This window comes from Mycolicibacterium neoaurum, from assembly GCF_036946495.1.
In the GTDB taxonomy this organism is placed as follows: Bacteria; Actinomycetota; Actinomycetes; order Mycobacteriales; family Mycobacteriaceae; genus Mycobacterium; species Mycobacterium neoaurum_B.
Genome location: NZ_JAQIIX010000002.1, coordinates 1,931,008 through 1,953,866 on the forward strand (window position 1 = coordinate 1,931,008; position 22,859 = coordinate 1,953,866).

A 22,859-nucleotide genomic window follows, 5' to 3' on the forward strand; every position below is an offset into this window, starting at 1 on the left:
CTGCTGACCCGAATGATCAAGACGCAGTTGCTCATCTTCGTCGTGCTGACGTTGGTGGCGCTGGTGGTGCTGTCGCTGGGCTACCTGCGGTTGCCGACGTATGCCGGCATCGGCATGTACCGGCTCTACGCCGACCTGCCGAACTCGGCCGGTCTGTACAAGACCGCCAACGTCACCTTCCGCGGCACCACGGTCGGCAAGGTGATCGAGGTGGAGCCGACCGAGACCGGTGCCAGGGTCACGATGGACATCAACAACGACACCCAGGTGCCCATCGACGCCAGCGCCGATGTGCACTCGGTGTCCGCCGTGGGTGAGCAGTTCCTCGACCTGGTGTCCCCCGACAACGTGCCGCAGCACTTCAAGGACGGGGACACCATCACCAAGGGCACCGTGCCCGCCGAGGTGGGACCCGCCCTGGATTCCGCGGAGCGCGGCCTGGCCGCCCTGCCGGAGGAGAAGATCGGTGTCCTGCTCGACGAGACGGCCAAGGCCGTCGGCGGGCTGGGCCCGTCCCTGCAGCGCCTCGTCGACGCGACGCAGAACCTCGCCGGTGATTTCCGGGAGAACCTGCCCGCTCTGACCGATGTCGTCGACAACTCGGCGCCGATCATCGAGTCCCAGGTGAACTCGGGCGACGCCATCTCGCAGTGGGCGGCCAACCTGAACACGATCAGCGCGCAGACCGCGGAGAAGGATGCCGCCCTGCGCAGCGGGTTGCAGCAGGCGGCGCCGACCGCCGATCAGCTCAACGCCGTGTTCGGTGACGTGCGCGAGTCACTACCGCAGACGCTGGCCAATCTCGAGATCGTCCTCGACATGCTCAAGCGGTACAACAAGAACGTCGAGCAGGTGCTGGTGGTGCTGCCGCAGGGTGCGGCGATCGCCCAGACGGCGACGATCTTCGCCCCGGAAGGTCTGCTGCATTTCGGGCTGGGGATCAACGCGCCGCCGCCGTGCCTGACCGGCTTCCTGCCCGCCTCGCAGTGGCGTTCCCCGGCCGATACCAAGACCGAGCCGCTGCCATCGGGGCTGTACTGCAAGATCCCCAAGGATGCGCCCAACGCGGTGCGCGGTGCGCGTAACTACCCGTGCGTCGACGTCCCCGGCAAGCGTGCGGCGACCCCGCGGGAGTGCCGTGGCGAGGAGCCCTATGTGCCGCTGGGTACCAACCCCTGGTACGGCGATCCGAACCAGATCGTGGACTGCCCCGCGGCCGGCGCACGGTGCACCCGTCCGGTGAACCCCGGTCAGGTCATCCCGGCGCCGTCGATCAACAACGGGATGAACCCGCTACCGGCCAGCCAGCTGCCTCCGCCGCAGACCACGCTGCCGACCAGTGACCCCCTCACCCCGCCTGGCCAGGGCACCGTCACCTGCAGTGGACAGCAACCCAATCCGTGCATCTACACTCCGGCAGCAGGTCCTTCCGCGGTGTACAGCCCGTCCAGCGGTGAAGTGGTCGGACCCGACGGCGTCAAGTACTCCGTCAACAACTCGAGCAATCCAGGAGATAACGGATGGAAGGAGATGCTGGCACCAGCCGGCTGAACCCCACCGACGAAGAGATCCAGGCCGCCGAGCCCGCGGCCGACACCGAGAAGGACGCCCAGAAGGACACGGTCACCGATACGGACACCGACAGCGATGCCGGTGCGGCATCCGTTGCCGGACGCCTCGGCGGCGGCTGGGTGGCCGCCATCGCAGTGGTCCTGATCATCGTTGCGGCCGCCCTGACCGGGGTGGGTTACCTGTTGCTCCAGTGGAACGCACGCAGTGACCAGATCGCCCGCGACGATGCGGTCGCCCTGCAGGCCGCCAAGGATTGCGTCATCGCCACCCAGGCACCGGATCTGGCGTCGATGGGCGCCGCGCAGGGCCGCATCGTCGACTGCTCGACGGGAGACTTCGGCGCGCAGGCCGTGTTCTACAGCTCGATGATGATGGAGGCCTATCAGGCCGCCAACGTGCAGGTGGAGGTGGCCGATCTGCGGGCAGCGGTCGAACGCCACCATGATGACGGGTCGGTCGATGTCCTGGTCGCCGTGCGGACCAAGGTGACCAACAGCGAGACCGCCGACCAGGAGCAGGGGTACCGGCTGAGGGTCACCATGCAGCGCGACGACGGCACCTACAAGATCGCCAACCTCGTACAGGTCACCACGTGACGGCAGTTCTCGACGACGCGGTCGAGGTGGATCCGCTGTCACAGGAGCCCCCGGCGTCCTTTGGGGCCCGGGCGGCCGCGTTCGGTATCGATGTGCTGTTCGGTGCGGTGCTGATCGGCACCCTGGCGATGCTGGCCTGGACCGCACCGTTTCTCGGGACGCTGTGGTGGGTCTATACCGGGTTGGCGGTGCTGACCGGGCTGGTGCTGATGGGCAACCGGTGGGTGCTTCCGGTGCGGACCGGTTGGACGGCGGGCCGGGCGGTCACCGGGATCCGGGTGTACCGCACTTCCGGCGATCGAAACCCGCCCGACACCGGCCGGCTGCTGCTGCGCGATATCGCCCATCTTCTCGACACCGTTCCGCTGCTGGCGGGCTGGTTGTGGCCATTGTTGGACCGTCGTCGGCGCACCTTCGCGGATCTGCTGCTGCGCACCGAAGTTCGGCGCGTCGGCGAACCGGACCGCGATGTGCGGCGACCTGTGGCGATCGGTCTGATCGCGGTGGCGTTGGTAGGCATCGGCGCGTCGACCGCGGGCTATTTCGTGGTGTACCGCGGAGACCGTGCGTTGGAGGATGCTCGCGGTCAGATCGCGGCTCAGGGTGCGGGCATCGTGGAGAAGATGCTGAGCTACAACCCCGACACCGCGGAGCAGGATTTCGAGCGAGCCCGCTCGTTGGCCTCCGACAGTTACCGTCCGCAGTTGATCGCCCAGCAGGACGCATTGCGCAAGGCCCCGCTGGTGTCCAACGAGTACTGGTCGGTCAACAGCGCGGTGCTGGAGTCGCCGCCGCCGACGACGACCACCGCGTCGATGTTGCTGGCAATGCAGGGCCAGCGCGGTAGCAATCCCGGCGCGATGCGGTTCATCACCGCGACCGTGCGGGTCGATTTCGTCAAGGCCGGTGATCAGTGGCAGGTGGAGAACCTGTCGGTGCTGACCCGGCCCCAGATGCAGGCGAGCGGCGGATGAGCCCGCGCCGCATCGTCGATCCCGCCCGGCCCGAGTACTTCGTGGCGCCGGAGCGCAGGCCGCTGCGCTGGGGTTTGCCGTTGGTGAGCGGTCTGGTCTCGGTGCTGATGGCCGCCTCGCTGGGCTTCGCCTCCTATTTGGTGGTCACCCACGAATCGGACCGGCAGACCGCGATTCGCGATGCCGACGCCCTCGGTTACGTCCGTGCGTTCATGACCTCCTACACGACGCTGGATCCGTTCAACGCCAACGACTATGCCGATCGGATCAAGGCCGAGGGCACCGGCGAGTTCGAGACCACCTTCACCGAGAAGCAGAACGAGATCGTGCTGCAGGTGGCTCGCCTTGAGCCGACCACCGGCACGGTGTTGGAGGCGGGCGTCCAACGGTGGAACGATGACGGAAGCGCCGATGTGCTGGTCGCCACCAAGATGACCAGCACCACGCCCGACGGCAAACAGACCATCGAGACCGGAAGTCGTTGGTTGGCAACGGCCATCAAGGAAGGACAGCAGTGGAAGATCAGCCGACTGATTCAGGTGATCTGACCACCGGGTCCGGAAGCGGGACAGAACCGGGACCCTCGCCGAAGACAAAGTCCGAGGCCAAATCCAAGTCCGAGGCCAAATCCAAGGTCGAGACCACATCCAAGTCCGAGACCAAGACCGAGGCGTCGGATACCGAGCCGGAGGCGACGGCCGATGAACCGGCCGGCACGGACACTGGCACTGAGCCCGATGCCGAGACCGATACCCAGGCTCAGGCCGAACCGGTGTTGGTGGCGCACCGACCGCCGGGTCGACGCGTCAAGATCCTGGCTGCCGTCGGAGCCGTCGCCGTCGTCGCGGCCGCCGCCTTCGCCGGTGCCACTGCCGCGCCCTATCTGGTCGACCGTGCGCAGGTGCAGATCAAACTGGATATCGCAGGCACCGCCGCCGATGCGATCAGCACCCTGTGGACCTACACGCCCGAGGATATGGAGGCGCTGCCGGACCGCGCCGCGAAGTATCTCGGCGGGGATTTCCAGGTCGAGTACCGCAAGTACATCGACGCGATCGCCGCGCCGAACAAGCAGGCGCAGGTGTCGAACAACACGCAGGTCCTCGGTGCCGCGGTCGAATCGATGGACGCGAACAACGCCTCGGCGATCGTCTACACCAACTCGGTGGCCACCAGTCCGGTCACCAAGAACATCCCGTCCCTGCGCTATCTGTCCTACCGGTTGATCATGGAGAAGCACGGCACCCGCTGGCTCATCACCCAGATGGACGCCATCACCTCCCTGGACCTCACCCCGCGGCTATGACGTCCTGACGGTAGCTTCCTGGCATGGAATCGCCGGTATCGCAGCGCCGCACGGTCACCGTGCTGCTGCTGCTGACGTTCGCGACCGGTTTGGTCGACGCGGTCAGTGTGTTGGTCCTCGGTCACGTGTTCGTCGCCAACATGACCGGCAACGTCATCTTCCTGGGATTCTGGTTCGTTCCGCACTCCGGTGTCGACGTGGCGGCGGCACTGGTGGCCTTCCTCAGCTTCGTCGTCGGCACGATGGTGGGCGGTCGGATGGTCCGTCACCTCGGGACGATCCGCCGCTGGATGTCGACGGCGTTGACCGTCGAGGTCCTGGCGTTGACAACGCTGGCCACGCTGGCCGGGACCGGGGTACTGCACTACCACGACGATTCGAAGTTGATCCTCATTGCCGGGCTAGCAGTCACTTTCGGCATCCAGAACGCCGCGGCCCGACAGTTCGGCATCGCCGAACTGTCCACCACAGTGCTCACCCAGACGATCGTCGGCATCGGCTTCGACAGCAGGCTCGCCGGCGGCACCGGCCAACGCGAGAAGCTGCGTTACACGGTGGTCCTGACGATGTGTGCCGGTGCTGCCCTCGGTGCCACGTTGACGCTCTACGTCGTCGCGCCCGTCATCGGTCTGGCCGCGGTCATGGTCGCGACGGCGGGGCTGATCTTCGCGCTCGGACCCGATGTGCAGCGCCCCGACTAGTCTGAGCCCATGCCCACAGTTCTGGTCACCGGCGCCGGCCGAGGAATCGGTCGTGTCATTGCCGAGCAGCTGGCCGTCGCGGGATGGGACGTCATTGCCGGCGTGCGCAACACCGTCGACGGCGCGATGCTGACGGCCACTCATCCACAGCGCATCTCATCGGTCATCCTCGATATCACCGACGCTGAGCACATCGCCGCCCTGGACGCCGCCCTTCCCGCGCAGCTGGACGCCGTCGTCAACAATGCCGGAATCGTGGTCGCCGGACCGGTGGAGACCGTGACCGCAGACCAGTGGCGGAAACAGCTGGAGGTCAACGTCATCGGCCAGCTCGCGGTGACGCAAGCCGTGCTGCCGAGGCTGCGCGGCAGCCAGGGCAGGGTCGTGTTCATCTCCAGTGTGAACGGCCGCCTGTCCACACCGATGGTCGGCGCGTACGCCGCCTCCAAGTTCGCGCTCGAGGCTGCCGCTGACGCGCTGCGAATGGAGTTGCGGCCGTGGAGTATTCCGGTCGTGCTCATCGAGCCGGCGCAGACCGACACCGATATGTGGCGCCGCGCGCCTGCGATGGTCGACGATGCGGAAGCGACGCTGTCGCCAGAGCAACGGGCGCTCTATGCCCGACACATCTCCGGTATGCGTAAATCGATACCGGTGTCCCAGCGGATGGCGGTGGACCCCAAGCGCGTGGCCGCGGTGGTGGTCAGGGCGCTCACCGAAAAGCGGCCTCGCGCACGCTATGCGGTGGGGGCCGGCCCGAAGCTGCAATTGGCTTTGCTGACCCGGCTGCCGGCAACCATCCGAGACCGCTTGCTGCGCAGCGTGATGCGCCAACCCTGATGATTTCCTGAGCAAAAGCTTCAGACCGCACGTGAGGCGATGCTAAGTTCCTGCCAGAACTCGTCGGGGAGGCATGGGATAGATGGCTGGCAAGCACCGCAGGACCGCACAGCGCGCCAAGCGGGTGGCAATGGTCACGGCGGCAACGGCGACGGCAACGGCGATGACGGTGGGGGCGGCCGCGCCGGCCCCGCTGCCCCGCCCCGAGGAGCACTACCTGCGGGTGGTGGAGCAACCGGTCGATCTGACCGCCGGGGTGAGTCCTTTCGGCCCGCCGGGCAGCCTGCCGGATGTCACCGGCGGCGCGGGCCGGGCCGGTTATGACTCGCTGCAGGCGTTCATCGAGGCCTACGAACGGGCCATCGCCGGTATCAACATCGGCGGCGCGTTCGGCCTGAACATCGAGGATGTACTGAGCAAGATCCCGCTCGCGTTCCTCGACGACATTCTCGGTGCGGTGCCGATCGGGCTGGAACCGGTGCTGGCACCGATCCTCGGTGCGGCCACCCCGCTGTTGATCGGCATCCTGGACCTGCTGAACATCACCGATGCGCAGGGCAACATCACGCTCTCCGCGCTACTCGGGCTGGTGGGACTGGACCTGTCGGCGCCGTTGAATCTGGCCGCTCTGAACATCCCCGGGGTCAACATCATCACCCCGGGCGAGCCGTTCACCCTGCTCAAGGCGTTGGCCGGGCTCGACCTCGGGTGGACCCCAGGAACGGCGAATGCCGTTGCCGATGCCATCAATTCGACCTCCTACCTGCAGGTCGGGGTGGAGACCCTGCTGGACTCCGTCCTGGGCCTGGCCGGTGCCGCCGTCGGGCAGATACCGCTGCTGGGGCCGTTGCTCGAGGGAGTGACGGGCATTCTCATCGGCATCGACCTTCCCGACCTGAGCCTGATGGACGTCCGGATCCCGATCGTCATCGGCTACGGCTTCGGGGCGATGGCAGCCGGTTCGGCCTACGAGCAGGTGCTGGCCGATCTGGCCAACCAACCGCGGGTGGGTGGCGGTGGCGGTCCGCTGGGCAGCCTGACGCTGTTGCCGATGATCCTGGCCAATAATGTCGGTCGCGCAAACGGCGGCATGCTCGCCAGGTTCTACCCGTTATTCGACCTACTGGGCATCGACGTCCGCACACCCGACGTGGCCGCGACCAACGAGGGAGTGGGAATTCCGGTCCTGGGAACCGGGATCGAACTCGGCGCGGCCAACCTGGTGCCGATCAAGATTGATGCCACCGTGCAATACCAACCCTTCTCCGACTTCGCGGCCTGGCCGAATCCGGTGTCGCTGTTCAACAATCTGCTGGCCGGCACCATCGGTGCGTCCTACATCCTGCGCGGGGTGGATCTCGACAGCGCGCTGGACCAGATCCTCGGTGAGGTCGGTGACACCGTCGCCGGAGCCCTCGATCTGGGTAGCCCGCTGGACATCAACATCTATCTGACCCTGGCAACCAGGACGTTGCCGCTGCTGGAACCGCTGTATCTGATCGGCGATGTCCTGAACACCGTCAGCTTCGGCACGTTGGGCACGGTGGCCTACCGCCTGGCCAATGCGTTGTCGCCGGCCCTGACCAGCCTGGTCAACCTGGGATACACCGACGTCGTGCGCAATGCCGACGGCACCTGGACCAGGACCCTGGACGAGGCGGGCAGCGCGACACCGTTCATGTCCTTCCCGACGGTGGACTGGGGCCAGGCCATGAACGACGTCTTCACGTCGCTGGTCAACGGTTTCCAGAAGGAGTTCTTCAGCGCCACCCCCACCGCGGCACCGCCCAACGTCCTGGAAAATCTGGGCAAGCTCATCCAGGCCCTCACCGGTGGGCTCAATCTCGGCGGATTGCAGGCAGGAATCGACGCCCTGCTCGCCTCGGCGCAACCCGCGGCCCAGCCTGCCGACGCGCGGCGTCAGGCAGACGCCGACCCGGCCGCGCTTCCCGACACCGATTCCGCACTGGTGACGCTGTCGGTGGATACCGGTGCGCAGGAGTCCGCGGGCAAGCATGCCGCCGATCCCAGCGCACCGATTCCCGAGGATTCGGGAGCTGAGCCCAAACATGCTGCGCCAGAGGGTGAGTCGGTCGACACCGAGGGTTCGACCGACGACGAGGTCGCGGATGTGACCGAAGCGGAAGTCGTCGACGACGAGGTGATCGAGGATGTCACCGACGACGAGGTGACCGAGGACGATCTGGCCGACGACGAGGTCACCGATCAGGTCGCCGTCGATGAACCGACGTCGGAAGTGGATCGCGACGCCGATGCCCTGGAGTTGGACAAACCGGCCGGCAAGAAGGACACGGCACGGAGCGCGGTGCGTGACATCACCGATGCACTCGGCACCACGGAGGAGCCGGAGAGCAGGACGGCCGCCGGTGGCACGCAGGCCGACGCGCGTACATCCGAGACTGCGGAGTCCACGAAGCCTGAGGCGAAGAAGCCGGACACCGAGAAGTCCGAGACGACCAAGGCGGACACCAAGAAGGCCGCTTAGCCGACACGGCGGGTGATGTCGTTCAGCAATCGCTGCGCGGCGGGTAGTTGCTCGATATGCCAGACACCGGGTGATTGGCGGCTTTCCAGCACGAGACGGGCTACCCGGGCTGAGACTTCGGCCGTCATCGCCGCTTCGCCGCGGCCCGCGAACCACATGCTGATGCGCTGTGGCTGACCGTCGCGGGTGCCCGATGCTTCGGCGCAGACGGCGAAGCTGTCCCCACCGTGCGGGATCGGCTCACCCATGGCTGATGCGAGCACGGCGCGTACCGCGGGCGAACTCAGGGCGCGGGCCAACCCGGTGCGGACGGTGAACGCGGCGACGGCATGGACGATGCGGGGCCGCAGGGCCAGCCATGAGCGGACGTCGGGGACGTTGAGGGTACGAGCCAAGGTTCGCTGTTCGGGAAAGTTGAAACCTCCCGCGCGGACCCGGGCCGGCCCACCGAAGTCGAGTCGGTGTTGTGCGGCGAACGGACGTTCATAAGGCACGGCGCCTTTCCGTCGGTCCGACGCCACCGGGAAGGGGGCGCCCATATTGGCCAGCGTCCAGTCGATCGCCGCGGCACCATGCGTGTCTCCGATGCTGAGCTGTACCCCGACGTCGAGGCGTTCGACGTGGTCGAGGCCCGAAACGACCTCGAGGGCAAGTAGATTCGTCAGTCCAGGTGCGACGCCGACGCTGAGGACGGCGGTCGCGGCGGACTGGACTGCGAGCGTGTGGAACTGTTCGACTGCTGTGATTCCTGGCGCATCGGCCGAGACGTCGATGTAGTGCACCCCGCCCGTCAGGCATGCGTGGGCCAGTGCCGGTTCGGTCCTCCCTGCGCACGAGATGACCAGCGTGGGTCGGTGCGATCGGATGACGGCCTGCACGGACTCGGCATCTGCGGCGTCGAGATGGTCTGCCAGGCAGCCGTTCGCCAGTGCGGCCGCTGCCGTCGCGGCGCGGTCCCGGTCGCGCCCGGTGATGACCAGCCGGCCGGGATACCGCGGAGCAAGGAGTTCGGCAAGATGGCCGCCGACCACGCCGTAGCCCCCCGCGATCAGAATGGGTCCCGGATCGCTCATTGCTGCCCGGCTCCGTCCGCGTCGTGCAATACGCCGGCGAGTATCGCCAATGCGTGCACCAGGTCGGAGGCGCCAGGGACGCCGTCGGGATCGAATACGGACTGCACCGCAAGCCCGTCGAACAGCGCGATCAGCACGGTGGCCAATGCTCGAATCTCCGAACTGTTCCACTCGGCGGTCTGTGGACGCGCGATGTCCCCGACCGCGGCGCGGAAGTCCTCGTAGGCGTCCCTGAGCTCGGAACGCAGCGCCTCGCTGCGTTCCGCCTGTGCGAACACTTCGATGGCTGCCACCGCGTCGGTGCGGTCAGCGTGCAGATTGTCGAGAAATCTCTGCAGCACCGCGGTCAGGCGCGCGCCGGTATCGGCATCGGCAGTGGCCCCGGCAGTGGCGTCGGCCTGGCGGAGCGGCCCCTGCGCCCACCGCCGGGTAACCCGTACGGCGGCCTCGTGCATGAGTCCGTCCTTGGAGCCGAAGTAGTAGTTGACATCCGGCGCATGTGCACCGGCGACCGCAAGGATGCGCCGGGTCGTGGTGCGGGCCCAGCCGTCCTCGGCCAGGCAGCGGATCGCGGCGTCGACAAGCCTGTCGCGGGTGCTCATGAGGACCATCCTAGCGAGTGCTAGTAGCAAGCGCTAGGATGACGTCATGCCAACTCCCCTGATACGTCCGGCCGAACCGCAGGACCTCGACTTCCTGACCTGGGTGATGCGAACGGCCGCCACCTCGCATCTGCCACATTGTGTGTGGGATGTCCTCCTGGAAATCCCGTCAGACCAGGTCGATTCGCTGTTGCAATCGGTGTGCCGCTCGGGCGTGCCGCACTGGTGCCACATCGATCGGTTCTGGGTCGCCGAAGTCGACGGCCGGCCGGTCGCCGCGATGACGGGATTCGATACCGCGACCGCGGGCACGGCCGTGCTGGAACGCGAGATCCTCACGCGGGTGGCCGAGCTGGGCCTAGCCGAGGGTGCCGTCGCGGCCGTGGTTCAGCGTGCAGTGGCGTTGGCGCGCGCCACCCCGCCGAACATCGAGGGCTGCTGGGGTGTCGAGAACGTCGCGGTGGCCCCGGGGCACCGCGGCGCCGGGGTCATCGATGCGCTGCTCCGGCATGTACTGGCGGTCGGCAGGGAGAGCGGCTACCGGGATGCACAAGTGTTGTGCCTGAACGGGAATGTGCGTGCAGAGCGGACGTGGATGCGCCACGGCTTCGAGCTGACCACCGACTATCGCGACCGCAGTTTCGAGCAGACCTTCGGAACGGCCGGATTGCGGCTGTACGCGCGCTCCCTGCTCAGTTGAAGGCCAGCCAGCTCGGCAGGGCGCGTTCCTTGGAATCGCAGAGCACCTGAAGGGTGTCACACGATCCCTTGGGCACACCGGCGCCGGCCCACATCCCGCCGGTGTCGCGGCGCAGGACTATTGCCGAGGAGCCACCGCCGTCGAGCAGGATGGCGGTATCGGATCCCAGGCCGCGGAACAGATCCTGAATCTGGTCGGGGGTGTAGCTCCCGCCCTGGAACACGTAGAACTCGTCGCGGTCGCGGACGTAGCCCAACGCGGTGCGGGCCGCCGACGGGCCGGGATCGTTCATCTGGCCGGTATCGCCGGGAGCCAGCAGCCCGAGACCCGCGACGGCAACGAAGCGGGTGCCCTTGTTGATCAGGTCGGCGATCACCGGAGTGGCCGCATCGAAATCGTCGGCCGAGCGTGGCATCACCATGAACGGGGTGCCCGAGGTCGGCAGGATCATGGTGGCGAGCGGGGTCCAGATCTCGTTGCCGCCGGAGAGGCCCTGTTTACCCGCATAAGCCAGGGTTCCGGTCAGCGGCAGGTTGAGCTTGCCGAGTCCGCGGGTGTTGTCGACATAGGCGCCCAGCGGCGAACTGCATCCGGTCGTTTTCCACGACCCGCCCTGCTGGCCGCGGATATCGAAGAAGTTGGCGTTCACCGCGATCGTGGGTTGCCCGAGCGCCTGCCAGGCGGCGATCGGGGTGTAGATCTCGGAGGCCTGGACCAGACCCTCGCCTGTCCGTGCGCCCGGAGTGCGTTCGCAGCGCGCCTGATAACCGTTGTGGGTGTCCACCAACAGCCGCGGCGCCAGCCGCTGTGAGGCGCCCTTGATGACCATCACCCGACCGCCGTTGCCCGCCTCATACCAACGACCGCCGGCGTCGAGCATCGGTGCGGGATATCCGCCGCCGAAGTTGTACACCAGATAGGAACCCTTGGTATTGGCGATCGCGGCGGCCAGCAAACTGCGGCCGTCCGCCGCCGACGCGGTGGGTGCGCCGGTGCACGTTGCCAGTGCCGCACCGACCACGAGTGCGGCGGTACCAGCGACGAAACGTCGGAGGCGGGGGGCGACGGTGGGCACGATCATTCCTTCTGAAGCGGGGCGCAGACGATCACCATCAATCACAGCAGCAACGCTGTCAACTTTCGTCACAGTCGCGTCACGGTTGCGCATCGGGTTATCCGCTTGAGTGTCAGTGTCTTTGGGTACTCCTCTGCCCATCAGTCAACAGGCTGTGCCACGCGAGCTAGGAGCAGCAATGATCGGAACAATCCTCGGCGCCCTCATCGTCGGACTGATCGTCGGAGCGCTGGCGCGCCTCATCATGCCGGGAAAGCAGAACATCGGAATCCTGATGACCGTGCTGCTCGGCGCGGCGGGTTCGCTCATCGGTAGCTGGGTGACCTATCAGGTCGGCTATGCGAATGCCAATGGTGGTTTTGCCATCATCCCGTTCCTTGTCGGCATCGCGGTGGCGATCGTGCTGATCGCCATCTACGTCGGCGCCACCGGACGGCGCGGTACGCCGGTCAGGTAGGCGGGGTCAGGCGGTAGACCGCGTCGGCGTAGTCATCGGTGATGTACACCGACCCATCGGGTCCGGTGACTGCGGCGACCGGTCTGCCCCAGCGCGTCCCATCGTCGGACTGGAAGCCGCCGACGAGCGTCTGCTGGTCGCCGAGTTCCCCGTCGCGCCAGGCGAAGTAGGACACCTCGGGCGGCTGCGGGCTCTGGCGGTTCCAGGAGCCGTGCACGCCGATCAGTGCTCCGCTGTCGTACGGTGCGGGCAACTGCCCGGTGCTGAAGCTCAGGCCCAACGGGGCCGAATGCGCGCCCAGGCTCTGCTCGATGGGCGGCAGCGCGGCACAGTCCATCCGGGCGCCGTCGGGGTTGGTCTGCACATCGCGGATCAGCGGCAGGTTGGCCGGACCGCCATCGGGATTGCAGTAGGGCCAACCCAGTTCGCGACCGGGGGTCAGTTTGGCGACCGACTCCGGGGGGTTGTCGTCGACGTACGCCGGATCGACCTGTCCGGTCGACGGGTCGGCGATGTTGTCACGGTTGTTGACCGCGGTCCAGACCGCACCATCGGGTGCGACGGCCAACCCGGTCCCGTTGCGGACACCCGTCGAAAAGGGTCGGGCCGGACCGCCCTCGGGTGCCACCCGCATGATGGTGGCGCGTGGAGGTGTGGCCGTGCGGTCCTGCTCGGAGATGTTGCCGGTGGATCCGATCGAGAAGTACACCGCGCCGTCGGATCCCACCGCGACGCTCTTGAGGGCATGGGAGTAGGCGCCACGCAGGTCTGGGCTGCGCCCGTCGGGCAGGTCGTCGGCGACCACCCTTGGCTCGACGGCAGCACCATCGCGGTAGACGTACGAGCTGATTCGATTGCTCTCCGCGATGTACAGCCGGTTCGACGCGAAGGTGAGTCCATGAGGTTGGGTGAGCCCGTCGAGCAATACGTTCGCCATCCCGTCCCGTATCGAAAGCACCTGTCCGGCACTGGGAATCGAGACAAGTAGGGCGCCGTCGGGGGCCCAGGACATCAGCCGGGGTTTGTCCGTGCGCGCCCAGACAGACAGCGTCCACCCCGCCGGGACCAGTGCCCGGCGGGGCTCGTCGAACGGTGCCGCGCGCATCGCGTCGGGAACGTCGACGGTCACCTCGGTCAGTTCGGCGGTGCGCGGCGCCGACGGTGGCTCGCCCGATGTGGTGGCGGCGGAGGTGCCCGACTGCGCGGTGTCGGGTGCGGTGTCGGTCGAGCACCCGGCGACCAGCGCGGCACCCACCAGGGCCCAGGTGATTCGGTGGCTAACCTGCCAGACCGGCATGCATCTCCCAGAGCAGTATCTCCGACGGTTCGGAGGCGGTGACCCGCTGACCACCGGTCGCGGTGAGCCGGGCGGCGTCGCCCTGCCCCAGTTCGCCGGCGCCCTCGAGGGTGACGGCACCGCGCGGCACGAACAGGTGCAGATAGGGCGCCTGCGGCAGTTGCACCGTCTCACCGGCCTGCAGTCGGGCGCCGTGTAGTGCGGCGTACTTGTTGCCGATCGTGATGGCGGACTGGTCGCGGTGCTCGGGCATCCCGGAGGCTATGGTGACCAGCCCACCGCGCAGGAGTTCGTCGTCGATCTCCAGTTGCTGGTAACCCGGGTCACGGCCGGATTCGTCGGGAACCACCCACATCTGCACGAAATGCACCGGTTCACTGTGGGTTTCACTACCGGTCAGCCGCCAGGAGTCGTTCTTCTCCGAGTGCAGGATGCCGCGCCCGGCCGACATCCGTTGCGCCAGACCCGGATAGATGACACCGGAGTTACCGGTCGAATCCTGGTGGACCAGCGAGCCCTGCATGACCCAGGTGACGATCTCCATGTCCCGGTGCGGGTGGGTGTCGAAGCCCTTCGCAGGCGCGACACGGTCGTCATTGTTGACCAGCAGCAACCCGAAATGGGTGTTGGCCGGGTCGTAATGGTCCCCGAAAGAGAACGAGTGCTTGGAGTCCAGCCACGAGATCTTGGTCGCCGCGCGGTCGGCGGCGGGCCGGATGTCCACGGATGCGGTGCGGGTCATCGATGCTCCTCGATTTCACATGCCAGCCTAGGTGGCGGCTATGGACAGCACAACTTAGATGATGTGTCATGTATTCCATGTGGTTGAACGCGCAGGAACAGACGTTGTGGCGCAGCTACCTGGAGATGACCGGCCTGCTGCAGACCGCGATGAACCGGCAGTTGCAACGGGACTGCGGCCTGTCGCTGGCCGACTACGACGTGCTGGTAGCCCTCGACGAGGCACCGGGGTGCCGGGTCGCCGATCTGGGCGCCCGGCTGGGCTGGGAACAGAGTCGGGTGTCCCATCAACTCGCCAGGATGCGGACGCGCGGGCTGGTCGGCCGGCGCGGCGCCGACGATGACCGACGTGCCGCCGTGGTCGATCTGACGGCCGACGGTAGGGCGGCACTGGAGGCCGCCGCGCCGGCTCATGCCGCCCTGGTGCGCGCGGTGGTGTTCGACGGGATGGCCGATCCGCAGGCACGCGCCGTGCAGCACTGGTTGTCCACGGTGCTGGCACGGTTGCGTTGAGCGGCGGCGGGCGATCACCGGCGGTCCTGGTTACGATCGGCCCATGGGTCCGGCGGACGAGGACTATCCCGACGCGCCGGACTTCGATGACATCTTCGACGATGTCGAGGAGATTCCGCCGCGCCCCAGCAAGCGCGGACCTGTGGCGATCTTCCTGCTCGGATGGCTGTGCCTGCCGTTCTTCGTTTACCTGCTCGGTGAACTGCACAGCCCGTTCTACGAGATGGCCTGCGTGGCGATGCTCGCCTTCGTCGCCCTGTTCATCTGGGCCATGGTCCGCGTGGTGCGGACCTTCTGAGGTTTGAGATTCTCGGTCGGCCTCAACCCACCGGTCGGGAGGCCTTAGTCTGTCGACGTGGATATCAATGGAGCTAGCGCAATCGTCACCGGTGGCGCGTCGGGTATCGGCGCCGCTTCCGCCCGTCAGCTGGCGGACCGGGGTGCCCGGGTCGTCGTCGCGGACCTCAACGCCGAACGCGGTGAGGCCCTCGCCAAGGAGATCGGCGGTGTGTTCGTCACCGTCGACGTGACCAAGACCGATCAGATCCTGGACGCGGTCAACACCGCCGCCGACCTGGGCCCGCTGCGTGCCCTGGTCAACTCGGCCGGTATCGGCTGGGCGCAGCGCACCATCGGTAAGGACGGAGAGTTCGACTCGGCGCACAATCTGGACGCCTATAAGAAGGTGCTCGAGATCAACCTGGTCGGCACCTTCGACTGCATCCGGTTGGCCGCTACGGCGATGAGCCGCAACGACTTCACTGAGACCGGTGAGCGTGGTGCCATCGTGAACCTGACCAGTGTCGCGGCCTTCGACGGCCAGATCGGCCAGGCGGCCTACTCATCGTCCAAGGGCGGCGTCGTCGGCCTGACCCTGCCGGTGGCCCGGGACCTGTCCGCCGCGGGCATCCGCGTCAACACCGTCGCCCCCGGCCTCATCGACACCCCGATCTACGGTGAGGGCGAGGCGTCGGAGGCGTTCAAGGCAAAGCTCGGTCAGTCGGTGCTCTTCCCGCATCGCCTCGGCAAGCCCGAGGAACTGGCCTCCATGGTCATCGAGTTGCTCACCAACTCCTACATGAACGCCGAGGTCGTCCGCGTCGACGGCGGAATCCGGATGCCACCGAAGTAACCAATCCTCGCGAGAAGACGCCTATGCCCCCAGGATCACCGGATTCTGGGGGCATAGGCGTCTGTTGGCCGAAAAGGCTTACCAGTCGGACTCGTCGAAGCGGATGACGCCGCGAATATTGTTGCCGTCCAACATGTCCTGATAGCCGGTGTTGATATCTTCCAGCTTGTAGGTGCGGGTGATCATATCGTCGATGTTGAGCAGGCCCGACTTGTACAGCGCGGCCAGGCGCGGGGTCTCCACATGTGAGCTGCCGCCGCCGAAGATGTTGCCCTTCAAGGTCTTCTGCAACATGGTGAACAGGAACAGGTTGAGCTTGACGTCGGCGTCCATCATCGAACCCATCCCGGTCACCACACATGTGCCGGTCTTGGCGGTCAGGATCATCGCTTCTTCGATGTACTCGCCCTTCATCTCGCCGACGGCGATGATCACCTTGTCGGCCATCAGGCCGTAGGTCGCATCGATCACCGGCCCGATGGCCTCGGCCATGGACGGGTAGACGTGGGTGGCCCCGAATTTGATCGCCTGATCGCGCTTCCATTCGTTCGGGTCGATCGCGATGACCTGCTTGGCGCCGGAGATCACCGCGCCCTGCAACGCGCTCATGCCGATACCGCCGACACCGACGATGATGACCGTCTCACCGGGCTTCACCTCGGCGACATTGGTGGCCGATCCGAAGCCGGTGGGCACCGCGCAGCCCATGATGGCCGCCGTCTCGAACGGGATGTCCTCGTCGATCTTGACCACCGAGTCCTTGTGCACCGTCATATAGGGCGCGAAGGTGCCGAGCAGGTTCATCGGCGAGACCTCGCGGCCGCCGGCGTGGATGCGGCTGGTGCCGTCGGCGATCGCTTTACCGCCCAGCAGCACTGCACCGCGGTCACACAGTGAACGGAAACCCTTCAGGCACGGCGGACACTGGCCGCAGGCCGGGATGAACGCCAGGATGACGTGATCACCCTCGGCGATACCGGTGACGTTCTTGCCCACCTTGGTGACGACGCCCGCGCCTTCGTGCCCGCCGAGTGCCGGTAGTCCGATCGGGGTCGCCCCGGTGGTGATGTGGTAGTCGGAGTGGCACATGCCCGCCGCGTGCATGCGGATCTGTACCTCGTCGGCGACCGGATCTCCGAGATCGATCTCGTCGACCGTGAACGGCGAATTGAGCTCCCAGAGCAGGGCACCTTTGGTCTTCATGGACAGCAATAGTAGAACACGTTCCAAATTGATGTCTTCCATGACTCTGAACAGCTAATTTCGCTGCTTTGGCATGTCGTCGTGAAGGCTCTGCGATGAATTCGGCTGCGCTTGCCGGTCGATATCGACATGACTGAGATCACCGCACGCATCGTCCCCAACCTCTGGTTCGACCGGGAAGCCGAAGAGGCGGCCGCGCACTACATCGCGGCGTTCGGCGGCAACGGACGGATCGTCGCAACCCACGCCCCGCACCCCGACGCACCGTCGCCGCAGGACGTGCCGGTGCTCGTCGAGTTCGAGCTCGGCGGTCAGCTCTTCGTCGGCATCAACGGCGGACCCCATTTCACGTTCACCGAGGCGGTATCGCTGGAGGTGCGGGTCACCGGCCAGCAGGAACTGGACCGGGTATGGGCCGCGCTGGTCGCCGGTGGTCAGGAGCAGCCGTGCGGCTGGCTCAAGGACAAGTACGGCCTGTCCTGGCAAGTCACCCCGACCGAGTATTTCGACATGATCGGCCGCGGTGATGTCGAGGCCAACCGGCGACTCGATGCCGCGGTGCTGGCGACCTTCGGCAAGTTCGACATCGCGACCCTCGAGCGGGCCTACCGATCAGAGACGGGCGGGTAGGCCGAACGTCGGGAACAACGAGGTGTCGAGGAAGGCCACCACGTGGGTGATACCGGCGGCCGTCATATCGATGACGTGCAGCTGAAACGGTTCGTGCACGCCGGTTTCCGGGCTGCGCAGATACATCCCCGCCGCGGTCTGGCCGTTGGCGGTGGTGGCCACGAAGCGCATGTCGCCGGCCCGCTCGGCCGGGCACTTGTCCCGCGACAGCGCGCCGATCGCCGCCGGGCCGACGTACCAACTGTCGAAGGGCGGCATCTCCCAGATGGCGTCGTCGGTGAACAGCTTCTCCAACGAATCGATGTCGTAATCCTCGAACGCGGCGATGTAGCGGGCCAGCAGTTCCCGGGCTTCCGGGGACTCCGGCGCCTGCAGCACCTCGTCGGCGCTCGGACCGACGGCCTCGAGCTGGGCGCGGGCGCGCTGCAGCAGGCTGTTGACGGCCGCGGTCGTCGCGCCCACGGCATCGGCCACCTCGGCGGCCCGCCATTGCAGCACATCGCGGAGCACCAGGACCGCCCGCTGCCGGGCCGACAGGTGCTGCAACGCCGCGACGAAGGCCAGCCGCACCGACTCGCGGGTGCCGACAACGGTCTGCGGATCCGCCGGATCCTCGGCATCGGGCAGCGGTTCCAGCCAGGGCACCTCATGCCGCTCGTGAATATCGGCGTGCGGGTCGGCGCTCTGGGTGCCCAGCCCCGACGGTAACGGCCGACGCTGCTTACCCTCCAGCGCCGTCAGACAGGTGTTGGTGGCGATCTTGTACAGCCAGGTGCGCACCGAGGACTTGCCCTCGAACCGGTCATAGGACTTCCATGCCCGCAGATAGGTCTCCTGGACCAGGTCCTCGGCATCGTGCACCGAACCCGTCATCCGGTAGCAGTGCGCCAACAGTTCCCGCCGATACCGCTGCGCATCGGCGAGGAAGGCATCCTTGGAATCGAATCTGTCGTCTACCGCTGTGAGGACGGTCACGTGGGTGAGCTTACCGACCGGGACCGACAGGCGGGGCTCGCGGCGGTGTGCCGATAGGCTCGTCGCGTGGCCACCACGCGCAGTGAACGCACCTTCGACGGTGTCTCCGGAGTGCCCATCGTCTACGACGTGTGGACACCGGGGACCGATCCGACCGGCGTGGTCCTGATCTGTCACGGGTATGCCGAACACGCCCGCCGGTATGACCATGTCGCCCAGCGCTTCGCCGAGGCCGGGCTGATCACCTACGCCCTGGACCTGCGCGGGCACGGACGCTCGGGTGGCAAGCGCGTCTACCTGAAGAACATCTCCGAGTACACCGACGATTTCCACCATCTGGTCGGACTCGCCACCGCCGCGCACCCCGAACTCAAGAGGGTGGTGCTCGGGCACAGCATGGGCGGCGGCGTCGTTTTCACCTACGGGGTGGAGCATCCCGACGATTACGCCGCCATGGTGCTGTCCGGCCCGGCGGTGTACGCCCAGGATGCGGTGTCGCCGCTGATGGTCGGCGTGGCCAAGGTGCTCGGCAGCCTGCTGCCCGGGTTGCCCGTGGAGAACCTGCCCGCCGACGCGGTGTCGCGCGATCCCGAGGTGGTGGCGGCCTACGAGGCCGACCCGATGGTGCATCACGGCAAGCTGCCCGCCGGAATCGCCAAGGCGCTCATCGAAGTCGGTGAGACGATGCCGCGCCGTGCGGCCGTGCTGACCGCACCGCTGCTGGTGGTGCACGGCGGGCAGGACTCGCTGATCCCGGTCGCCGGCTCCGAGTTGCTGGTCGACCGGGTGGGGTCGACGGATGTCAACCTCAAGGTCTACCCCGAGCTCTACCACGAGGTGTTCAACGAACCCGAACGCGCCGTGGTCCTCGACGATGTCACCTCGTGGATTGCGACGAGGCTGTGAAAAGTACTGTCCGCCTTGTCGTCACGCTTCTCGCCGCGCTGCTGTTGGTCGCCGGGTGCTCGTCGGGACAGACCGGTGACGACGACGCGCAGCAGGGCTGGGTGGAGGATGAGGTGTCCTTCACCGACGCCGCCGGCCTCACCATCAACGGCACCTACCGCCACCATGGCGAGGACACCGGGCCTGCGGCGCTGCTGATCTCGGAGAGCGGTGCCACCGACCGCAACGGGGACAATGCCGTGGCCGGTCCCGTGGGCAACATGCGGCAGCTGGCCGAGTACCTGTCCGGCAAGGGCATCGCCTCGCTGCGCTATGACAAGGTCGGCACCGGTAAGACCGGTCTCGGGCCGTACGCCACCAATCCCGCGAACGTCGGCAGTGCGGCCTACACGGCGGGAGCCCGGGCCGCGGTGCGTTATCTGGCGGCCCGGCCCGGTACCGATGCCGACCAGATCTCGGTGTACGCCGTCGGCGAGGGCACCATCCACGCCATGACGCTGGCCGACGACATCGACCCGGACGCCCCGAAGATCCACGCCCTCGGGCTGCTCCAGCCGCTGCCGGGACGCTATCTCGACATCGTCAGCGACCGGGTGCGCGTCGATGTCGAGGCCGCCCGCAGCTCGGGTGCCAAGACCGACGAACAGGCCCAGCAGGTGCTCGATGCCTGGGCCGCCGCGGTCGAGCAGGCCCGCACCCGCGGCACCGCGCCCGCCCAGTTGCCCGACGGGCTCGGCGCGATCCTCAACGCGGGCAACGTCAAGGCCGTGGTGGAAGCGGATTCGATCGACCCACTGGCCCTGGCCGCGAAGGTGCCGACCACGACACGGGTGCTGCTGACCTGTTCGGACACCGACGGGCAGGCTCCGTGCACGGGAGTTCGCCCGTTGGTCGACGCGCTTCGGCGCACCGTACTGACGGTCGTCGAACTCAAGGGCGTCAACCACGTCCTTCGCGACGACCCGACCGACAACGTCGCCAACTACGCCAAGCAGGATCCGCTGTCACCGCAGCTGGTCTCGGCATTGGACACCTTCGTCCAGCCATGACCCGCGGCCTGTGGATAACTGCGGCCGAGCGGGACGCGTTGTCGGCGCGTCTTCGTAGCCTGGCCCCATGAGTAGCGACAAGATGTTGGCCCGCATCGCGGCCCTGCTGCGGCAGGCCGAGGGCACCGACAACCAGCACGAGGCGGATGCGTTCCTGGCTGCCGCACAGCGGCTGGCCACGGCCACCTCGATCGATCTCGCGGTGGCCCGCGCCCACACGGCGACCCGCACCGCCGCGCAAGCCCCGGTGCAACGCACCATCACCATCGGTGACCCGGGCACCCGGGGCCTGCGCACCTACGTCCAGTTGTTCGTCGTGATCGCGCTGGCCAATGACGTGAAATGCGATGTGGCATCGAACTCGACGTTCGTCTACGCCTATGGGTTCGCCGAGGACATCGATGCCAGCCACGCGCTGTATTCGAGCCTCGTCATGCAAATGGTGCGGGCGTCCAAGGAATACCTGGCCACCGGCGCGCACCGGCCGACGCCGACGATCACCGCGCGAATCAACTTCCAGCTGGCCTTCGGCGCGCGGGTAGGGCAGCGGTTGTCCGAGGCCCGCGAGGACGCGCGGCGGTCGGCGACCGAGGGTGCCGACGGTGTGCCGGGTACCGCGGTGGCGCTGCGCAACAAGGACCTGGAGCTGACCTCGTTCTATCGCAAAGCCTCCGCGGCGCGGGGGACCTGGCGGGCCAGCAGCGCGACGGCCGGGTACTCGTCGGAGGCCCGGAGGGCCGGGGACCGGGCCGGGCGCCGGGCGCGGCTCGGTCCGCCGCAGGAGCTGTCCGGGGCGCGGGCCCGCCTGGAGCGCTGATGCGTGATGCGCAACGGGCAAAGGTCTATGCCGCAGAGGAATTCGTGCGCACGCTGTTCGACCGCGCCGACGGCCGCGGTTCGCTGGATTTCTTCGGTACCGCGCTGACCCTGCCGCCGGAAGCGCGGTTCGGGTCGGTGGACGCGGTGCGGCGTTATGTCGAGGATGTCCTCGCGCTGCCCGCGGTGCGGCAGCGCTGGCCCGCGGCGGGCGCCTGTGCGGTGCGGTCACGGCGCGGAGTCACCGCGGCACATTACGAACCCGGCATGATCGCAGTGCCGGATGGCCAGAGCCGATGGGCGTTGCGCGAGCTGGTCGTCCTGCACGAGCTGGCACACCACCTGACCGACGATCTGGCCGACGACGGCGAGCCGCACGGTCCCGGGTTCGTCGGCACCATGACCGAATTGGCAGGGTGGGTGATGGGACCGGAAGCCCAGCACGTGTTGCGGGTGATCTACGCAAAGGAAGGGGTGTCCGGATGAGTGATTACGCCGCGATGGACGCACTGTACGACGAGTTGCTCGGCACCGAGGACGAGGCGCTGCGCGCCGCGCGGCTCTCGACGGGCCCGGCAGGCATGCCGGCCATCGAGGTCTCCGCGCAGCACGGCAAGCTGCTGTCGCTGTACGCCCGGCTCACCGGTGCCCGCCGCGCCCTGGAGATCGGCACCCTGGCCGGCTACTCCACCATCTGGCTGGCGCGCGGGGTGGGACCGCAGGGCAGCGTGGTCACCCTCGAATACGAGCCCCAGCACGCCGAGGTCGCCAGGCACAACCTCGAGCGCGCCGGCGTGGCCGACCGGGTCGAGGTCATCGTCGGCGCCGCACTCGACACCCTGCCGACCCTGCAGGGCCCGTTCGATCTGTTCTTCATCGATGCCGACAAGGAGAACAATCTCGCCTACCTCGAGGCGGCGATCGCCCTGTCCGAACCGGGAGCGCTGATCATCGTCGACAACATCGCTCGCGGTGGCCGGGTACTGGACCCCGACCCGCAGGACCGGCAGGCGATCGCGGTGCGCGAGACCATCGCGCTGATGGGCAGCCATCCGCGACTGGACGCCGCGGCCATCCAGACCGTCGGGGCCAAGGGCTGGGACGGGTTCGCCGTCGCGCTGGTCACCTGAGCCCCGGGTCGACCCACCGGCCGAATCTGCGCGATTCGGACAGCGCGCCGCTGGGTACCAGCACA

At 67.3% G+C, this 22,859-nt stretch carries 26 protein-coding genes; 19 read left to right on the plus strand and 7 right to left on the minus strand.

The annotated features are described in order from the left end of the window. From PGN27_RS14570 to PGN27_RS14605, 8 genes are all read left to right on the plus strand, one after another. A complete protein-coding gene (locus PGN27_RS14570) occupies positions 1-1,551 on the plus strand; it encodes an MCE family protein (protein WP_335328734.1) in 1,551 nt (516 codons plus the stop codon). After that, on the plus strand, positions 1,521-2,168 hold the full coding sequence (locus PGN27_RS14575) for an Rv1363c family protein (protein WP_335326742.1): 648 nt from the start codon (positions 1,521-1,523) through the stop codon (positions 2,166-2,168). Before PGN27_RS14570 ends, PGN27_RS14575 begins: the two co-directional genes overlap by 31 nt. Further along, the gene (locus PGN27_RS14580) at positions 2,165-3,142 is read left to right on the plus strand and encodes an RDD family protein (RefSeq protein ID WP_335326743.1); all 978 of its coding nucleotides are present in this window, start codon (positions 2,165-2,167) and stop codon (positions 3,140-3,142) included. Before PGN27_RS14575 ends, PGN27_RS14580 begins: the two co-directional genes overlap by 4 nt. Next, complete coding sequence (locus tag PGN27_RS14585) at positions 3,139-3,690, plus strand: Rv1363c family protein (RefSeq protein ID WP_335326744.1); 552 nt, start codon at positions 3,139-3,141, stop codon at positions 3,688-3,690. Before PGN27_RS14580 ends, PGN27_RS14585 begins: the two co-directional genes overlap by 4 nt. After that, a complete protein-coding gene (locus PGN27_RS14590; RefSeq protein ID WP_335326745.1) occupies positions 3,657-4,448 on the plus strand; it encodes a mammalian cell entry protein in 792 nt (263 codons plus the stop codon). The genes PGN27_RS14585 and PGN27_RS14590 overlap by 34 nt, the downstream gene beginning before the upstream one ends. Before the next feature lie 23 nt (positions 4,449-4,471). Further along, complete coding sequence (locus PGN27_RS14595; RefSeq protein WP_335326746.1) at positions 4,472-5,149, plus strand: YoaK family protein; 678 nt, start codon at positions 4,472-4,474, stop codon at positions 5,147-5,149. A gap of 9 nt (positions 5,150-5,158) precedes the next feature. After that, on the plus strand, positions 5,159-5,989 hold the full coding sequence (locus PGN27_RS14600; RefSeq protein WP_335326747.1) for an SDR family NAD(P)-dependent oxidoreductase: 831 nt from the start codon (positions 5,159-5,161) through the stop codon (positions 5,987-5,989). Between the two features lie 82 nt (positions 5,990-6,071). Beyond that, positions 6,072-8,495 carry a hypothetical protein gene (locus tag PGN27_RS14605; protein WP_335326748.1) on the plus strand — a complete coding sequence of 808 codons (2,424 nt, stop codon included), beginning with the start codon at positions 6,072-6,074 and terminating at the stop codon, positions 8,493-8,495. Here PGN27_RS14605 and PGN27_RS14610 read toward each other — a convergent pair. Both PGN27_RS14610 and PGN27_RS14615 read right to left on the minus strand, forming a co-directional pair. Continuing rightward, a complete protein-coding gene (locus tag PGN27_RS14610) occupies positions 8,492-9,568 on the minus strand; it encodes a saccharopine dehydrogenase family protein (protein WP_335326749.1) in 1,077 nt (358 codons plus the stop codon). The genes PGN27_RS14605 and PGN27_RS14610 overlap by 4 nt on opposite strands. Further along, entirely contained in the window at positions 9,565-10,170 is a 606-nt protein-coding gene (locus PGN27_RS14615; RefSeq protein WP_335326750.1) for a TetR/AcrR family transcriptional regulator, read from the minus strand. Before PGN27_RS14615 ends, PGN27_RS14610 begins: the two co-directional genes overlap by 4 nt. 46 nt (positions 10,171-10,216) lie before the next feature. Between PGN27_RS14615 and PGN27_RS14620 the strand changes: the two genes are divergently transcribed. Next, positions 10,217-10,870: a GNAT family N-acetyltransferase gene (locus PGN27_RS14620; protein ID WP_335326751.1), complete on the plus strand. Its 654-nt coding sequence runs from the start codon at positions 10,217-10,219 to the stop codon at positions 10,868-10,870. Here the strand turns inward: PGN27_RS14620 and PGN27_RS14625 are convergent. After that, complete coding sequence (locus tag PGN27_RS14625) at positions 10,863-11,951, minus strand: phosphodiester glycosidase family protein (RefSeq protein ID WP_335326752.1); 1,089 nt, start codon at positions 11,949-11,951, stop codon at positions 10,863-10,865. The genes PGN27_RS14620 and PGN27_RS14625 overlap by 8 nt on opposite strands. A gap of 172 nt (positions 11,952-12,123) precedes the next feature. Between PGN27_RS14625 and PGN27_RS14630 the strand changes: the two genes are divergently transcribed. Then, the gene (locus PGN27_RS14630; protein WP_335326753.1) at positions 12,124-12,402 is read left to right on the plus strand and encodes a GlsB/YeaQ/YmgE family stress response membrane protein; all 279 of its coding nucleotides are present in this window, start codon (positions 12,124-12,126) and stop codon (positions 12,400-12,402) included. Here PGN27_RS14630 and PGN27_RS14635 read toward each other — a convergent pair. Further along, positions 12,395-13,699, minus strand: coding sequence for a PQQ-dependent sugar dehydrogenase (locus tag PGN27_RS14635; protein WP_335326754.1), 1,305 nt, complete (start codon positions 13,697-13,699; stop codon positions 12,395-12,397). The genes PGN27_RS14630 and PGN27_RS14635 overlap by 8 nt on opposite strands. After that, positions 13,680-14,441 carry a pirin family protein gene (locus tag PGN27_RS14640; protein WP_335326755.1) on the minus strand — a complete coding sequence of 254 codons (762 nt, stop codon included), beginning with the start codon at positions 14,439-14,441 and terminating at the stop codon, positions 13,680-13,682. The genes PGN27_RS14635 and PGN27_RS14640 overlap by 20 nt, the downstream gene beginning before the upstream one ends. Before the next feature lie 68 nt (positions 14,442-14,509). Here PGN27_RS14640 and PGN27_RS14645 point away from each other — a divergent pair, with 68 nt between their 5' ends. From PGN27_RS14645 to PGN27_RS14655, 3 genes are read left to right on the plus strand one after another with little or no spacing between them, the layout of a single operon-like run. Continuing rightward, positions 14,510-14,953: a MarR family winged helix-turn-helix transcriptional regulator gene (locus PGN27_RS14645; protein WP_335326756.1), complete on the plus strand. Its 444-nt coding sequence runs from the start codon at positions 14,510-14,512 to the stop codon at positions 14,951-14,953. A 43-nt stretch (positions 14,954-14,996) separates the two neighbouring features. Beyond that, on the plus strand, positions 14,997-15,251 hold the full coding sequence (locus PGN27_RS14650) for a hypothetical protein (RefSeq protein WP_335326757.1): 255 nt from the start codon (positions 14,997-14,999) through the stop codon (positions 15,249-15,251). Positions 15,252-15,308: 57 nt separating this feature from the next. Next, the gene (locus PGN27_RS14655) at positions 15,309-16,085 is read left to right on the plus strand and encodes an SDR family NAD(P)-dependent oxidoreductase (protein WP_335326758.1); all 777 of its coding nucleotides are present in this window, start codon (positions 15,309-15,311) and stop codon (positions 16,083-16,085) included. Between the two features lie 78 nt (positions 16,086-16,163). On the opposite strand, the gene PGN27_RS14660 is transcribed toward PGN27_RS14655, so the two are convergent. Next, positions 16,164-17,288 carry an NDMA-dependent alcohol dehydrogenase gene (locus PGN27_RS14660; protein WP_335326759.1) on the minus strand — a complete coding sequence of 375 codons (1,125 nt, stop codon included), beginning with the start codon at positions 17,286-17,288 and terminating at the stop codon, positions 16,164-16,166. Positions 17,289-17,417: 129 nt separating this feature from the next. Between PGN27_RS14660 and PGN27_RS14665 the strand changes: the two genes are divergently transcribed. Further along, positions 17,418-17,918, plus strand: a complete 501-nt coding sequence (locus tag PGN27_RS14665) for a VOC family protein (protein WP_335326760.1) — start codon at positions 17,418-17,420, stop codon at positions 17,916-17,918. Here PGN27_RS14665 and PGN27_RS14670 read toward each other — a convergent pair. Further along, on the minus strand, positions 17,901-18,923 hold the full coding sequence (locus PGN27_RS14670) for a sigma-70 family RNA polymerase sigma factor (protein ID WP_335328735.1): 1,023 nt from the start codon (positions 18,921-18,923) through the stop codon (positions 17,901-17,903). The genes PGN27_RS14665 and PGN27_RS14670 overlap by 18 nt on opposite strands. 36 nt (positions 18,924-18,959) lie before the next feature. On the opposite strand from PGN27_RS14670, the gene PGN27_RS14675 reads away from it, so the two are divergent. The 5 genes from PGN27_RS14675 to PGN27_RS14695 all read left to right on the plus strand — a co-directional run bounded on the left by PGN27_RS14675 (position 18,960) and on the right by PGN27_RS14695 (position 22,794). Next, complete coding sequence (locus PGN27_RS14675) at positions 18,960-19,799, plus strand: alpha/beta hydrolase (protein WP_335326761.1); 840 nt, start codon at positions 18,960-18,962, stop codon at positions 19,797-19,799. Continuing rightward, positions 19,796-20,848 carry a hypothetical protein gene (locus PGN27_RS14680; protein WP_335326762.1) on the plus strand — a complete coding sequence of 351 codons (1,053 nt, stop codon included), beginning with the start codon at positions 19,796-19,798 and terminating at the stop codon, positions 20,846-20,848. The genes PGN27_RS14675 and PGN27_RS14680 overlap by 4 nt, the downstream gene beginning before the upstream one ends. Before the next feature lie 67 nt (positions 20,849-20,915). Beyond that, positions 20,916-21,665 (plus strand): DUF2786 domain-containing protein, encoded by a 750-nt coding sequence (locus PGN27_RS14685; protein WP_036462491.1) that lies wholly within the window; start codon positions 20,916-20,918, stop codon positions 21,663-21,665. Continuing rightward, entirely contained in the window at positions 21,665-22,150 is a 486-nt protein-coding gene (locus PGN27_RS14690) for a TIGR04338 family metallohydrolase (RefSeq protein ID WP_335326763.1), read from the plus strand. The genes PGN27_RS14685 and PGN27_RS14690 overlap by 1 nt, the downstream gene beginning before the upstream one ends. Further along, the gene (locus tag PGN27_RS14695; protein WP_335326764.1) at positions 22,147-22,794 is read left to right on the plus strand and encodes an O-methyltransferase; all 648 of its coding nucleotides are present in this window, start codon (positions 22,147-22,149) and stop codon (positions 22,792-22,794) included. Before PGN27_RS14690 ends, PGN27_RS14695 begins: the two co-directional genes overlap by 4 nt. Positions 22,795-22,859 lie beyond the last annotated feature (65 nt).

Excerpts from the sequence above, each read along its gene's own strand:
- PGN27_RS14575 (WP_335326742.1), top strand. The coding sequence starts at position 1,521 with ATGGAAGGAGATGCTGGCACCAGCCGGCTGAACCCCACCGACGAAGAG.
- PGN27_RS14585 (WP_335326744.1), top strand. The coding sequence starts at position 3,139 with ATGAGCCCGCGCCGCATCGTCGATCCCGCCCGGCCCGAGTACTTCGTG.
- PGN27_RS14595 (WP_335326746.1), top strand. The coding sequence starts at position 4,472 with ATGGAATCGCCGGTATCGCAGCGCCGCACGGTCACCGTGCTGCTGCTG.
- PGN27_RS14600 (WP_335326747.1), top strand. The coding sequence starts at position 5,159 with ATGCCCACAGTTCTGGTCACCGGCGCCGGCCGAGGAATCGGTCGTGTC.
- PGN27_RS14605 (WP_335326748.1), top strand. The coding sequence starts at position 6,072 with ATGGCTGGCAAGCACCGCAGGACCGCACAGCGCGCCAAGCGGGTGGCA.
- PGN27_RS14610 (WP_335326749.1), bottom strand. The coding sequence starts at position 9,568 with ATGAGCGATCCGGGACCCATTCTGATCGCGGGGGGCTACGGCGTGGTC.
- PGN27_RS14615 (WP_335326750.1), bottom strand. The coding sequence starts at position 10,170 with ATGAGCACCCGCGACAGGCTTGTCGACGCCGCGATCCGCTGCCTGGCC.
- PGN27_RS14620 (WP_335326751.1), top strand. The coding sequence starts at position 10,217 with ATGCCAACTCCCCTGATACGTCCGGCCGAACCGCAGGACCTCGACTTC.
- PGN27_RS14625 (WP_335326752.1), bottom strand. The coding sequence starts at position 11,951 with ATGATCGTGCCCACCGTCGCCCCCCGCCTCCGACGTTTCGTCGCTGGT.
- PGN27_RS14630 (WP_335326753.1), top strand. The coding sequence starts at position 12,124 with ATGATCGGAACAATCCTCGGCGCCCTCATCGTCGGACTGATCGTCGGA.
- PGN27_RS14635 (WP_335326754.1), bottom strand. The coding sequence starts at position 13,699 with ATGCCGGTCTGGCAGGTTAGCCACCGAATCACCTGGGCCCTGGTGGGT.
- PGN27_RS14640 (WP_335326755.1), bottom strand. The coding sequence starts at position 14,441 with ATGACCCGCACCGCATCCGTGGACATCCGGCCCGCCGCCGACCGCGCG.
- PGN27_RS14645 (WP_335326756.1), top strand. The coding sequence starts at position 14,510 with ATGTATTCCATGTGGTTGAACGCGCAGGAACAGACGTTGTGGCGCAGC.
- PGN27_RS14650 (WP_335326757.1), top strand. The coding sequence starts at position 14,997 with ATGGGTCCGGCGGACGAGGACTATCCCGACGCGCCGGACTTCGATGAC.
- PGN27_RS14660 (WP_335326759.1), bottom strand. The coding sequence starts at position 17,288 with ATGAAGACCAAAGGTGCCCTGCTCTGGGAGCTCAATTCGCCGTTCACG.
- PGN27_RS14665 (WP_335326760.1), top strand. The coding sequence starts at position 17,418 with ATGACTGAGATCACCGCACGCATCGTCCCCAACCTCTGGTTCGACCGG.
- PGN27_RS14685 (WP_036462491.1), top strand. The coding sequence starts at position 20,916 with ATGAGTAGCGACAAGATGTTGGCCCGCATCGCGGCCCTGCTGCGGCAG.
- PGN27_RS14690 (WP_335326763.1), top strand. The coding sequence starts at position 21,665 with ATGCGTGATGCGCAACGGGCAAAGGTCTATGCCGCAGAGGAATTCGTG.
- PGN27_RS14695 (WP_335326764.1), top strand. The coding sequence starts at position 22,147 with ATGAGTGATTACGCCGCGATGGACGCACTGTACGACGAGTTGCTCGGC.